Origin of the sequence: Leucobacter chromiireducens subsp. solipictus, from assembly GCF_016758195.1 — a bacterium.
GTDB classification, from domain to species: domain Bacteria; phylum Actinomycetota; class Actinomycetes; order Actinomycetales; family Microbacteriaceae; genus Leucobacter; species Leucobacter solipictus.
On the sequence record NZ_QYAC01000006.1, the window covers coordinates 268,337 to 280,077 of the forward strand.

Genomic DNA, 11,741 nt, shown 5'->3' on the forward strand with positions numbered 1-11,741 from the left:
CCGACTACTCCTCATCGCAGGCGGCGAACGCTTGGCTCCGCAGCGGTCCCACGCTCCCGACCGCAATGACTTCGAGTCGGGGCAAGGTGCGCTCCGCGAGCTGATCGAGCGCGTAGCCCGTGCCGTCCGGGGTCGTGATGCCGAGGACGGGATCCCCGTCGTTGTTGAGTTCGCACGCGACGTCGCTGCTGTCGACCTCGAGCGGCCCGGCGTCGCCGAACTCTTCCCGGGTCACGTTCCCGGCGGTCGGGGAGGCTGTGCGCTCGGGCCCATCGGCGGGGAATGCCCCCGGGTCGAGGAGCCCGCAGCCGGTGAGAGATCCGGCGGTCGTGATCAGGCCGAGGCCGAGCCACAGTGTGCGGAAGGGACACCGGGAGTGAGTCATCGCTGTGTCTCCTGGGCGTTCTGCGCGTATTTGGGACCCATCCCCGCCTTCGTGCACGGCAGCACGGGCGGGTGAGGAGGATCACGGGATGGGGCCGCCTACTGGGAGGCCGCGGAGGGATCGGTGCTGTCCACACGGGGAACCAGAAAGGTGCCCGCGAACGCGGCCAGGCAGGCACCGGCGGCACCGATCAGCCCCACCACGTAGTGCGGCGGTCCGGGTCCAGCGGGTGCCGCGGTGGCTGACAGCCAGACGCAGCAGGCCAGCACAATCACGGCACCGAAGTGCTGGCTGGTCGCGATCATGCCCGAGGCAAATCCGGCGTCCTTCTCGGCAAGGTGTGCGGTGGCGAGGTGCGCGGATCCCGCGAGAATGAACGCGATTCCGCCACCGAAGAGCGCCGCGGCACCCGCCGCGACACCCGGGAGTCGCAGTGCGAACAATACCGCGGTCGCGGCGAGGCCGAGCGCTGACAGGGCGGTGCCGAGGCGCACTGCCCCGGCACCGCCAAGCCGCCGCTGCACGGTTGAGCTCAGCACCCCGGCAAGGAGCGTCGCCACCGAGAGCGGGAGGAACAGCACTCCCGTCTGCAGGGGAGAACGCTCCTCGACGCGCTGCAACTGCAACGTCATGAAATAGAACGCCGACGACATGGCCCCGCCGCTCGCGAACATGACCACCGATGCGGCGAGCACGGCGCGATGGGTGAAGAGCCGGAGCGGGATCAGCGGTCGCGTGGCACGGTGCTCAACACCAATGAACCAGCCGAGTGCGCCGAGGCAGGCGAGCGCGAACACGATGCCGGCAAGGGCGCCCCGGCGGTGAGGGCCACCGTGCCCTGCACGGCCAGAACGAGCGTGATCGCAAGAAGACAGCCGCCCGCGACATCGACCGCCCCCGCACCCCCGTGCCTGTCGGTGCCACTGCGACGCATCGGCCACAGCAGCAGCAGGATCACGACCGGCACATTGATGAGGAGCGCGAGCCGCCAGCTCGCTGCTTCGACCATGATGCCGCCGAGGAGTGCCCCCAGTGCGCCGCCTGATCCGCCGGCCGCGCCCCAGATCCCGAGCGCCCGGAGTCGATGGGACTGCTCAGGGAAACACTCGACGAGAAGAGCCAGATTTGCGCCCAGCACGGCCGCCGCGGCCAGTCCCTGGAGGAACCGTGCGCCTAGCAACACGAGAGCGGTGGGTGCGAGGGCCCCGATCAGGGAGGCCAGGCCTAACGCCGCGAGCCCCCACGCAAGGATCCGCCTCCGGCCCAGGCTGTCCGCGAGCCGTCCCGAGAGCAGGAGAGCTGCCGCGAGTGCCGTGGTGTAGCTGTGGGAGATGTACGGGAGCGAGAGCTCGGTCATGCCCAATTCGGTGCCGATGTGGGGCGTCGCCACGCTGAGCACGGTCGTATCGAGAATGATCAGCACCTGGGACACCGCGCAGACGGCGAGCACGTGCGGCGGCGACATCGTACGCCTCGCCCCAGCGGACTTGGCGCGCAGCTGCGGAGTCCGGCTACGCCGCATCATGGTTCAAACGCACGACCACGTTGCCCCGAAACCCGCCGGCCCCCAGCTGCGCGAGCGCTGCAGGTGCTGCCTTGAGCCCGCCGGGTACCAGGGAGTGGGGGAACACGATTTCGCCGGTGGCCAGCCCGTCAGTGTAGTGCTTCAGCCACTGGGCGATCTGCTCGGGAGTGTGGAACGTGCTGAACGGCAGGATCCTGAGTTGCTTGCGAATCGCGGTCGCCAGGTCGAGTCGGGGACCAGCCGGGATCCCCGGTCCCGCGAACTGCTGCGCTAGGGTGCCGCACAACGCGATTCGGGCACCCGGACCGGCAGCCTCGATCGCGTGCTCGAACTGACGACCGCCCACTGTGTCGAAGCACACCGAGTACCCGGTGGGCGCCGCATCACGCAGACGGTCGATGAAGTCGGGGTCCCGGTAGTTGCAGGCCGTGTCGAAGCCCAGTTCCTCGACGAGCCACCGGCATTTATCGTCGGTTCCGGCGCTCCCCACGACGCGCGCCGCGCCGAGCCGGCGAGCGATCTGCCCGGCCAGGGAGCCGACTCCGCCGGCCGCTCCGGAGACGAACACTGTGTCGCCCGCGTGGACCTGAGCTATGTCGGCAATGCCGTGGTAGGCGGTTGGCCCTTGGCAGAGCAGTACCTCCGGTCGTCCCCGCAGCTCGCTGGGGACCGGGGTGAGTTCCTCCGCAGGCGCGACGAAGGCACTGCGCCAGCCGCGCATCGATTGCACGGGGTCACCGGCGGCGAACTCAGCGGACCGGCTCTCGAGCACCACACCCACGGCTGGCCCCCAGAGCGGTTCCGCGAGTGGGTAGGGCGGCATCGGGAGATCCGCGCCCCGCATCAGTTCGACCATGACCGCGGTGAGCTGCATCGCGGTGTTGCGGACACTGACTTCCCCCTCGCGGAGCGGTGGCAGGGGAGCCACGTTGCGCGCAAAGTCGTCGCTCCGGGGCAGGGACACGGGGCGACGGGCCAGGACAAACTGCTCGGCGATCATTGTGGGGTCCTCTCGGCGTAGTGGCAGAAATCGCCAGTACAGTACCGAGAGACGACGACATTGACTGTCGGGATTCGTTTTTAGGGTGAACTGCATGGCTGCACATCTCGGGCGGGCGCTGGAAATCCTCGACGCGCTCCAACGCGCACGCGAGCATCTCCCAGCAGTGGTGCTTGCCGACCGGATCCGGAGCACCACCCGCACGGTGGAGCGCATCGTGAGGGAACTGCGTGACCTCGGATTCGGTATCGAATCCATGCCCGGGCCCCACGGGGGCTATCGGCTGGGCCCGGGAACACGCGTCTCACCGTTGCTCCCCAGTGAGAACGAGATCATCGCGCTGCTCGCGGCGCTGCGCTCGGCAGCCTTTCTCGGCCTCGAAGAAACGGACATCGATCACTCCGAGCTCGCAGAGAAACTCCTGCGAATGCTTCCGGAACGGCACCGCACAGCCGCCGGGGACCTGAGCCAGTACGTGGCGGCCTATCGTTCGCCGGCCCCGAAAACCTCCGCCCGGGTGCTGCGGGAACTCGGGAAATGCTGTCGGCTCAGAACCGTCGTCGCTATCGACCCCGACGGAGACCAGCTAGAATCCTCGCGAGCGACCCACACTCCGACACGAACGCTCGAACCCCACCGGATCGTGCAGAACGAGTACCTCTGGTATCTCATCGCGTGGGATCGGGACGCCCGGGCCTGGGTGAGACTGCGCGTTGACCGGATCCGAGGACTCCGCCCACTGTCGCACCGCTTCGTGCAGCGGGAGATCCCCGATGACGACGTTGCCGCGTTCACGGTCAACGCCATCGCGACGGTGCCCTACGCATGCCGCGTCGAAGCGGTGTTCGCCGCTTCCGCCGAGGAACTCGCGGGGCGTTTCCCGCCGGACGCGGTGCACATTGAGCCGATCAATGCGGAACGCTGTGTGGTCCACACGGGTGCGGAGACCGTTGAGGCGGTTGCGGTGTACCTGCTGGCTCCTGGGGTACCGTTCACCATTCGCTCCCCGGTCGCGCTCCGGCATTGGCTGCGCGAGGTCGCTCGGCGACTCGACGCGGCGGGCCGCGACTGCCCGCCAGGGGGAGACCCGGGAGTGGGGGGCGGGTGACCGGCGTCTGGCGTCTGGGGGCAAAAGTCTATTCGTAGCCGTGTATCGAATACCGGTGGTTGCATCTACGTTGCTTGGGATATCAGCGTGTGCCCAGCGCAAGTTCCACGCTGTGGGCTGCGTCGCCGAGCGACCTGAGGTGCTCGCGGAGCTCTGCCCTGCGGACGGCAGGGGCCAGCAAGGCGACGCAAGCTCCGCTGTCGGCTCCGGTGCGAATCGGTGCAGCTGCCTCGCATACGCCGCCGTTCAGGTCGGACACTACTCCCGGGGTATCGTCTCCAGTGAGCGCAAGTTCCTTCCCCAGCGCCATGAGTATTGCCGTCCCGGACGGACACACCGAAAGCTCTCGGCGAGTTCCGACTTCCAGGCGTGCGCGAAGCTCCAGCCCCGTGCCCGGGCTGCGTTCCTCGAGCACTACCACTGTGTCGCCATCGAGCACCTGCAGCAGCACGGTAGCCCCGGTCTCGGAAGCGAGTCGGTCGAGTGGACCCTGTGCCGCCTGGCGAAGTGCCGGGAAGACTGACTCTGACAGGCGTCGTACGCGCGCGGCCACCGCGTAGCTGTGCTCGGTGCGGGTGACGAAGCCCCGCGCCGCTAGTGCTCCGACAACTCGGTGCGTGACTGTACGGTTCAAGCGGGTACGCTCTGCCAAACGCTGCAGCGTTGCCGGGCCGCTCCGGGCGAGATCGGCGAGCACGAGCAATGCCTTGTCAGCGGTCTTCGAGATATCATTCACCGAGCGTACTCCTCTGCGGCGCGGCTCGTCTCGCGGAGTGCACGGTAGGCATTGCGAATGAGGTCAGCGGTGGACCGCAGGAGTTCGGTGTGCGCGGTCAAACGCAGGGCTCGCGACTCGGGCGCGATGACGGCGAGCGAGCCGGCGACTCGCGCGGTTTCTTGGTACAGCGGAGCCGCGATACCGAACATGCCGATTCGAATCTGGCCCTTGGATAGCGCGTAACCGCGAGCCCGGATCGCGAAGAGTTCCTCAGCAGTGATACCGGATCGCGCGACGCGTTCATCGTCTTCCGGGAGATGCGCGAGAATGGCGAGACTGCTCGCTCCGCGGGAAAGCGGCTGACGGAAACCTATCTCGTGCTCCACACGCAGTGGGCTCGTCGCCCCGAGACTTTGGGTGACGATCACTGAGTGGTCGCCCTCAAGAATGGCGAGCACGACGGTCTCTCCGAGGCGCTCCGCGAGGTCCGCAACGTGTGGATCCGCCGCGATGGCGAGCTCACTGGGGATGTCTGCGGCAAGAGCGATGAGCATTGGCCCCAACTGAAACCGGTGTGTCGAATCCCGAACTACGAAGCCTCGGCCGTGCAGGGTGTCAAGGATACGCCGAGATGCGTTCTGACTGAGCCTGAGGTCCGCCGCAACCTCCGCGGCAGTACATGGGCCACGTCGCTCAAGGAGGAGGAGTGTCAGGAGCGCGGAATCGGCTAGTTGCGAGGTTTCCACGCGGCTCCTTTCTGCTGCCTGCAGCGCGCTTATGTCTCGAACTGTACTGCAATTTTTGAGCGAGTACTTGACCGGTCACTCACAGGAACGTATGTTTTAGCGAACATATTAGTTCGATAATTGGGATGGGGCTGCTTCAATGGAGAGGACAGCAACATGGCAGTCACTGGTACTGTTGCCCGACTCGGGCACGTGGGTATCGCGGTGGCGGATCTCGACCGATCGGTGTGCTTTTACACCGAGGTGCTCGGGATGCGGCTCACCGAGATCTTTGACTATGGCGAGGGGCGGGCGGGACACGGCGTAGCCGTTCTCGCGGGCGCTTTCGTGCGCGGCGCGGAGGACACGATTCACCACCGCCTCTCGATTTTCACACTCCGAGACCCCGACGCCCCGGTGCCTGGGGCTCGCACACTGGGGCTGCACCACATCGCCTTTGAACTCGACACGCAGGAGGACCTCGTGTTGATGTACCGCCGCTTCCGCGCCGATGGAATTCCGATCGTGAACGCGCGTATCGGTGGTCCTGGCAACCATGCTCGCTTCTATGGGCTCGACCCTGACGGCAACGTATTGGAGTTCTATTGGCACATCGATCATGTGGGGTGGAACGGTGTCCCGCACGCCTATCCTCCGATCCAGGAGGTGGAGCTCGACGACTTTGATTTCGCGGAGTACGAGCGGCTCCGCACCTCGCTCGACGACGAGCGGTGGCGGAGCTTCGACGCATCGACGCTTCGAGCCTCGGCTTCTGGAGGCAAGGCATGACCCGCGTGGCTCGGTTTCGGTTCGGGGGAACCGATCGGCTCGGCGTCGTGCGCGGCCATTACTACGTCGATCCGACGCGTGCGATGGCCGCCCTGTTGCGGGACCATGGTGTCTGGAATGCCGGGGCGCGTGCTGCCGCGCAGCTGCCCAACGACCTGATCGGAATCCTCGCCGGAGGAGCTGCGGCGATCCAGGATATCGAGCAGGCCGTGGCGTATGCGGAGGGAATGTCCGTTGATCTGGCGAGACAGTCCGGTGTGGTCGTCCCGGTCGCGGCGACGACCACGCTCGTCCCGATCCCCAACCCTCCAAAGATAATCTGCGTTGCCCGGAACTACAGTAGCACGCGAAAGAAGCAGGCCTTCCCATCCCCGAAATCCCGATCCTGTTCCCGCGGTTCGCGAACACTCAGATCGCCGACGGGGAGTCGATCATCGTGCCCACAGTTTCGGAGCAAGTGGACTGGGAGGGGGAGCTCGCGCTCGTGATCGGCACGGGGGGTCGACACATCGCCGCCAGTGATGCGATGACCCACGTTGCTGGTCTCACGATCTTCAACGACGTCTCGGTACGCGATTTCCAGTTCCGCGTGACTCAGTACACAGCAGGAAAGAACTTCCAAGCGAGCGGGCCGGTCGGCCCTACGGTGTCTCTCGTCGACGAAGGGCTCGACCCCCACGCCCTGGAGATCACGACGACCGTGAACGGGGTCGTGAAACAGCGGGGAAACACAGGGGAAATGATCTTCGATATCCCCACGCTCATCGCCCACATCTCTGAGTTCGTGGAGCTCGAACCCGGGGACATCATTCCGACGGGGACCCCCGCAGGTGTTGGGTTCAAACGTACCCCAGCGGAGTTCCTGAGGCCTGGCGATCTTGTCGAGGTAGAAATCGACGGCCTTGGAGTACTGCAGAACCCTGTCGTCGCGGAGGTACCTCATGACTGAGCGCGTTCGGAGCGACGGTGCCTGTGGCGTCGAGGAGACGGCTGAAAGCCCCATGCAGCGAGGCCTCCGGATCCGGAAAGCGGTCGTGGGGGAGGAGTATGTGGCCCGGGCCTACGACCGCGCAGGAGATTTCGGACGTGAGTTTCAAGATCTCGTCAGCGAGTATTGCTGGGGCGCGTCCTGGGGGCGTACCGCACTCAGCCGACGCGATAAGAGCCTGCTGAACCTCGCCATCATCGGCACCCTAGGTCGCAGCGACGAGTTCCGGCTGCATGTCGCCGGGGCACTCCGCAACGGGGTCAGCGACGAGGAATTGCAGGACACCCTGATCCATCTCGCGGTCTACGCCGGGATCCCAGCCGGGGTTGAGGCGTTCCGCATTGCGGGGGAGGTTCGCGCCCTGCACCGGCAAGAGTCCGACACCGAATCACCAACATCATCCACTGAGAGCACAGGAGACCACTCATGAATGCAGCAACAGGATCCGACCCCGCATTGCCACCCGCACACGACAGGATCGACCAGTATGCCCTTCGGACCGAGCTTGTGGCGCGGGCTGCCGGGCTTGTCGAGCAATTGCGGGCTGCCGGTGCCGAATCCGACGCGCGCCGCACTGTGTCGGAGGAACTCATTGCCGAGGTGACCGAGGCTGGCCTTTTCCGAGTGTGCGCGCCAGCCGAGTTCGGGGGATATGAGGGAAACCTCCGAACCTACATGGACGTGGTTGCAGAACTCGGGCGCGGCGACGGTTCTATGGCCTGGATCGCGTTCCTTGGGAACAACAACGCGTCGATCATTGCGCAGTTCCCGCGCGAGGCGCAGCTCGAGGTGTTCAGCGGGAACCCCGATGCCCGGGCCATTGCGGTCCTTGCGCCTACAGCCACCACGACAAAAGTGGAGGGCGGATTCCGGGTGTCGGCGACGTGGGGCTTCGCCTCGGGAAGTCTGTATGCGGACTGGGCGCTCAACGCCGCACCCCTAGATGACGGTGCCGGAGGCACCGAGTCCGGTCTCGTCTTGATCCCGATGTCTGAGCTACGCGTTGAGGACACATGGTACGCCGCCGGGATGCGCGGCAGTGGGAGCAACACCGTAATTGCCGAAGACGTGTTCGTGCCGGATCATCGGGCGATGCCGCTGACCGAATTGCTCCGTTTTAACGGCTTGGGAAACCAAGACGCCAATCCGAGTTTCCGGCAGGCGTTTGCCGTGCAGGTGCTCATCGTCGTGGCCGCTCCGCTGCTCGGCTTGGCGCAAGCTGCGCTCGAGCTGACCTTGGAGCGCATCACGAAAGGGAACAAGCGAATTTCATATAGCAGTTACACGGATCTGCGCGACTCGCCAGCCATGCAGATGCGGGTCTCCCGCGCCTCGAGCCTGATCTCTACAGGGCGGATGACGGTGATTGGGTGGACCGATCGAATTGTTGCCGCCGCAGAAGCGCGGGAGGAGCTCAGCGTCGCCGAGCGCGCCCAGTTGCGCGTCGACCTCGGAACCGCGCTCGGCCTCCTGAACGAGGGGGTCAACCAGCTGATGTTCGTGCAGGGGGCGAGCGGATTCATGGAGAGCAATCCGTTCCAACGAGTCTGGCGGGACTTCGCGGTCGGTCTACGGCACGGGCTGGTGTCGCCGGAGGTGCCCGCAGACGTCCACGCTCAGCTTCTGCTTGACCGTGACCATGCGGGGTTGACCCCGTTTATCTAGAGATGGAGTGGGCGGTGACCGCCCGGCTATCTGAGGCACGAGGATCCGGACCGCCCGAGGTCCGGATCCTCCGATCCCGCGCGCAATGGAGCGTGCGGAGAACACGGAGAGAACGATGCAAGACATTTACGTGCGGCGGTACGGCCACGGACCGCGGAAGATCGTCGGCATCCACGGGTGGTTCGGGGACGAGCGCTCGTATGATCGATTGGAGGAGGCACTGGATCCTGGGCGGGTGGAGTGTGCCTGGCCAGCGCTTCGCGGGATTGGGCCCTCGCGTGGGGTCGTCGGAGACTACTCGATCGCGGAAATGGCGTCCGATGCGCTCGACGTAGGGTGGAACCTGGGTTGGAGCAGCTTCAGCCTCGTGGGGCATTCGATGGGAGGAAAGGCTGCGCTCCTCGCAGCCGCGACAGCTCCGGCCACGGTCGAGCGAGTCTTGGCACTGGCACCGGTGCCTCTCGGAGCAGAGGTGTTTCCGCCGGAGGTGTGGCGTACTTTTGACAGGGCCGCAAACGACTCAGCGAGCAGGCGCGCGGTGATCTCCGCTTCACTTGGTGAGCAGGGACCGGAGCACTGGGTTGAACGACTTGCGGCGGAGGCGGGGGAGCGTGCTAAGGCTGAGGTGATGCGCTCCTATCTGCGGTCCTGGGTGGGGGATGATCATCGAGAGGTCGTGGCAGGTTGCGGTGTCCCGACGCTTGCTGTGGTCGGGACACGCGACCCCTCTATCACGGAGCAATCGGTCACAGCAGAATTCGGTGATCTTCTGACCGACTGGCGTGTAGCCTCGATTGCCGGAGCCGGGCACTACGTGCTCGATGAAGCTCCGTTACAGGTGGGTGCCATTGCGCAGGAGTTCTTCCTTCGAGATAGCGCGGATCACTGGTGAGGTTGGCAGCGGGTGTCCCTGCAGCCACAGCTCTCGGCACCGCAATGAACGCTTCTCTGCGCCAAGTGATGGCGCAGTTCCCCACGGGTGTTACCGTCATCGCGAGCCGGGATCCTGCGGGTGTGCCGCGTGGGCATGTGGTGGGTACCTTTCTCCGTGTGTCAGATGAGCCGGAACTGGTGGGATTCCTCGCCATGCACTCGTCCCGCACTTGGCAAACGACGAAACCCACCTTGACGCGGTTCTGCGTCAACATCGTGAGCGACCATCAGGAAGCGCTGTGTCGCGCGCTGACGTCGGGCGGCGCACCAGGACTCCACGGCATTCCTCACTCAGAGAGCCACAATGGGAGCCCCGCGATCCATGGCGCGATCGCGCACATTGACTGTACTGTTGAGCAGATCCTTCCGATCGGCGACCATGACTTTGTGGTAGGGCGGGTCACGCACGCGCAACAGGTGAGCGCCGCCCACCCGCTCGTGTTCTTCCGCGGCAGTTTCGGCCGATTCGCGTCTGCATCCCGCACCGCGAGGGATCACGACTTCCGTGCGCGTCTGGCCGAGGTCGACCTACTCCGACCAGAAATGGACGCGCTCGCCGCAGCGACGGGCTGCGAGGTCACGATCAACGCGCTCGACGGGGATGAGACCGTGGTCGTGGCCTCGGCAGTTCAGGCCGGCCCCAACGCGCTGCGCGTCCGGGTGGGACAGCGGCTCCCGTTTGCCGCGCCGTTTGGCTCGCTCGAGGCAGCCTTTGGTTCGGATGCGTTGCGCCACCGCTGGCTCGATGCGGACATCACCACTGGAAACACCCGGGAGCAAAATGCCGCTGTGCTCGACGCGGTGCGCGCCCGCGGCTACGTAATCTCCTACGGGCATGACGCGCACGCGCAGATCGTGACCGCGGCGCAGCAACTCGCAAAGCGTGACCCCGTTCGTCGAGCCGAGCACCTGCTTGAGCTGCGCGACTTCGACGACGCCTACAACCCGGTGGGAAGCGCGGAAGGTCGCCTTGGGGCCGACGCCATCGAACTGCGCTCTATAGCTGTGCCGGTCTACGGTCTTGATGGTGGCCTTGCCTATGGGCTCACACTTTGGGGGCCCGCCCGCCCGGTCACACGAGCTGAGCGGAGTGCGTTTGTCGCAGCCGTGCTCAGGTGCGCCGGTGCTTGTTCGGCGATGTTGGGCGGGTGAGGGACCTCAAACGAGGGCGTGAGGTCAGCGACACGTCGGGGTTGTCGTCGTCATCCGCGGCAGTGACCTAGTGTGAGACCTGTGAAAAACCAATGGCAACAGATTTGGGAATGGCTGAATGACTACAGCGGAGCGCTCACTCTTGTTTTGGCGAGTGTTGCTGCACTATGGGCCATCAAACAACTGAGAACCACCCAGAAAATTCGGAAGCATGAGTTTGAAGACATCTACGTCCAGAGATACTGGGCCGTTTTCGACGGGCTTACTTCAGGGCAGAAACTCGCTCTCTGGAATCCGGAAGCGAATCAAGAGGTTCTTCGCGCTCCAGAAGTGCAGACTGTCCTGTGGAAATACATGGAGCTCTGTGAGGACCAAGCGGACCTGCGTGCGGTGGGACTGATCACGAAGCAGACCTGGAAGCAATGGGAGTCAGGTGTACGAAGTGCTGCTTGCGCACCGCCGTACGTCGACATGCTCGATGCCCTTCTTAGCGACCTACAGAACTCCCGGCCCGGCTGCCCGCCGCCCTTCATAAGGCTCCGTGAAGCGAGGACGGCTCAGAAGAGATACGATCCGCGGTCCCGTTATTTGCGACAGACCCCGCTCCGGCTCCTGCGAGGGTGGAAGAGGTGAACAGCTGAGCCTGCAGCGCACCCGAGGGGAAGCGGCGAAGATCAGTCCTCTTATGCGGCTCTGCCTCACTCAAGAGTCAGAGGAACAGTGAGTCCTCTCACGGAAAGAACACAGCGGCTC

Annotated in this window: 12 protein-coding genes and 1 pseudogene; 7 read left to right on the forward strand and 6 right to left on the reverse strand. The window is 65.2% G+C overall.

The features are described 5' to 3' along the window. Positions 1–4 precede the first annotated feature (4 nt). From D3230_RS12550 to D3230_RS12565, 4 genes are all read right to left on the reverse strand, one after another. Positions 5–385 (reverse strand): hypothetical protein, encoded by a 381-nt coding sequence (locus D3230_RS12550; RefSeq protein WP_202345381.1) that lies wholly within the window; start codon positions 383–385, stop codon positions 5–7. Positions 386–483: 98 nt separating this feature from the next. Next, positions 484–1,182, reverse strand: coding sequence for an MFS transporter (locus tag D3230_RS12555; RefSeq protein WP_202345382.1), 699 nt, complete (start codon positions 1,180–1,182; stop codon positions 484–486). After that, positions 1,110–1,850, reverse strand: a complete 741-nt coding sequence (locus D3230_RS12560) for an MFS transporter (RefSeq protein WP_202345383.1) — start codon at positions 1,848–1,850, stop codon at positions 1,110–1,112. The genes D3230_RS12555 and D3230_RS12560 overlap by 73 nt, the downstream gene beginning before the upstream one ends. 46 nt (positions 1,851–1,896) lie before the next feature. Continuing rightward, a complete protein-coding gene (locus D3230_RS12565) occupies positions 1,897–2,910 on the reverse strand; it encodes an MDR family NADP-dependent oxidoreductase (RefSeq protein WP_202345384.1) in 1,014 nt (337 codons plus the stop codon). Between the two features lie 94 nt (positions 2,911–3,004). Between D3230_RS12565 and D3230_RS12570 the strand changes: the two genes are divergently transcribed. Further along, positions 3,005–4,018, forward strand: coding sequence for a helix-turn-helix transcriptional regulator (locus D3230_RS12570; protein WP_202345385.1), 1,014 nt, complete (start codon positions 3,005–3,007; stop codon positions 4,016–4,018). An 82-nt stretch (positions 4,019–4,100) separates the two neighbouring features. Here D3230_RS12570 and D3230_RS12575 read toward each other — a convergent pair whose 3' ends face one another. Together D3230_RS12575 and D3230_RS12580 are read right to left on the reverse strand one after the other, a co-directional pair. Further along, the gene (locus D3230_RS12575; protein WP_202345386.1) at positions 4,101–4,754 is read right to left on the reverse strand and encodes a MarR family transcriptional regulator; all 654 of its coding nucleotides are present in this window, start codon (positions 4,752–4,754) and stop codon (positions 4,101–4,103) included. After that, positions 4,751–5,290, reverse strand: a complete 540-nt coding sequence (locus D3230_RS12580; protein ID WP_202345387.1) for an IclR family transcriptional regulator domain-containing protein — start codon at positions 5,288–5,290, stop codon at positions 4,751–4,753. The genes D3230_RS12575 and D3230_RS12580 overlap by 4 nt, the downstream gene beginning before the upstream one ends. Positions 5,291–5,638: 348 nt before the next feature. On the opposite strand from D3230_RS12580, the gene D3230_RS12585 reads away from it, so the two are divergent. From D3230_RS12585 to D3230_RS12610, 6 genes and pseudogenes are all read left to right on the forward strand, one after another. After that, the gene (locus D3230_RS12585; protein ID WP_202345388.1) at positions 5,639–6,250 is read left to right on the forward strand and encodes a VOC family protein; all 612 of its coding nucleotides are present in this window, start codon (positions 5,639–5,641) and stop codon (positions 6,248–6,250) included. 355 nt (positions 6,251–6,605) lie between these two features. Beyond that, a pseudogene (locus D3230_RS12590) lies at positions 6,606–7,199 on the forward strand (fumarylacetoacetate hydrolase family protein); the annotation flags it as partial. Continuing rightward, positions 7,192–7,668, forward strand: coding sequence for a carboxymuconolactone decarboxylase family protein (locus D3230_RS12595; RefSeq protein ID WP_202345389.1), 477 nt, complete (start codon positions 7,192–7,194; stop codon positions 7,666–7,668). The pseudogene D3230_RS12590 and the gene D3230_RS12595, both read left to right, overlap by 8 nt. After that, positions 7,665–8,903: an acyl-CoA dehydrogenase family protein gene (locus D3230_RS12600; RefSeq protein WP_202345390.1), complete on the forward strand. Its 1,239-nt coding sequence runs from the start codon at positions 7,665–7,667 to the stop codon at positions 8,901–8,903. The genes D3230_RS12595 and D3230_RS12600 overlap by 4 nt, the downstream gene beginning before the upstream one ends. Positions 8,904–9,018: 115 nt before the next feature. Then, the gene (locus D3230_RS12605) at positions 9,019–9,795 is read left to right on the forward strand and encodes an alpha/beta fold hydrolase (protein WP_202345391.1); all 777 of its coding nucleotides are present in this window, start codon (positions 9,019–9,021) and stop codon (positions 9,793–9,795) included. 68 nt (positions 9,796–9,863) lie between these two features. Next, on the forward strand, positions 9,864–10,988 hold the full coding sequence (locus tag D3230_RS12610) for a flavin reductase (RefSeq protein WP_237467537.1): 1,125 nt from the start codon (positions 9,864–9,866) through the stop codon (positions 10,986–10,988). Positions 10,989–11,741: the final 753 nt, after the last annotated feature.

What these genes read in the sequence shown, in the direction of transcription:
- D3230_RS12550 (WP_202345381.1), bottom strand. Translation starts at nt 385, where the DNA reads ATGACTCACTCCCGGTGTCCCTTCCGCACACTGTGGCTCGGCCTCGGC.
- D3230_RS12560 (WP_202345383.1), bottom strand. Translation starts at nt 1,850, where the DNA reads ATGTCGCCGCCGCACGTGCTCGCCGTCTGCGCGGTGTCCCAGGTGCTG.
- D3230_RS12565 (WP_202345384.1), bottom strand. Translation starts at nt 2,910, where the DNA reads ATGATCGCCGAGCAGTTTGTCCTGGCCCGTCGCCCCGTGTCCCTGCCC.
- D3230_RS12570 (WP_202345385.1), top strand. Translation starts at nt 3,005, where the DNA reads ATGGCTGCACATCTCGGGCGGGCGCTGGAAATCCTCGACGCGCTCCAA.
- D3230_RS12580 (WP_202345387.1), bottom strand. Translation starts at nt 5,290, where the DNA reads ATGCTCATCGCTCTTGCCGCAGACATCCCCAGTGAGCTCGCCATCGCG.
- D3230_RS12585 (WP_202345388.1), top strand. Translation starts at nt 5,639, where the DNA reads ATGGCAGTCACTGGTACTGTTGCCCGACTCGGGCACGTGGGTATCGCG.
- D3230_RS12595 (WP_202345389.1), top strand. Translation starts at nt 7,192, where the DNA reads ATGACTGAGCGCGTTCGGAGCGACGGTGCCTGTGGCGTCGAGGAGACG.
- D3230_RS12600 (WP_202345390.1), top strand. Translation starts at nt 7,665, where the DNA reads ATGAATGCAGCAACAGGATCCGACCCCGCATTGCCACCCGCACACGAC.
- D3230_RS12605 (WP_202345391.1), top strand. Translation starts at nt 9,019, where the DNA reads ATGCAAGACATTTACGTGCGGCGGTACGGCCACGGACCGCGGAAGATC.
- D3230_RS12610 (WP_237467537.1), top strand. Translation starts at nt 9,864, where the DNA reads ATGGCGCAGTTCCCCACGGGTGTTACCGTCATCGCGAGCCGGGATCCT.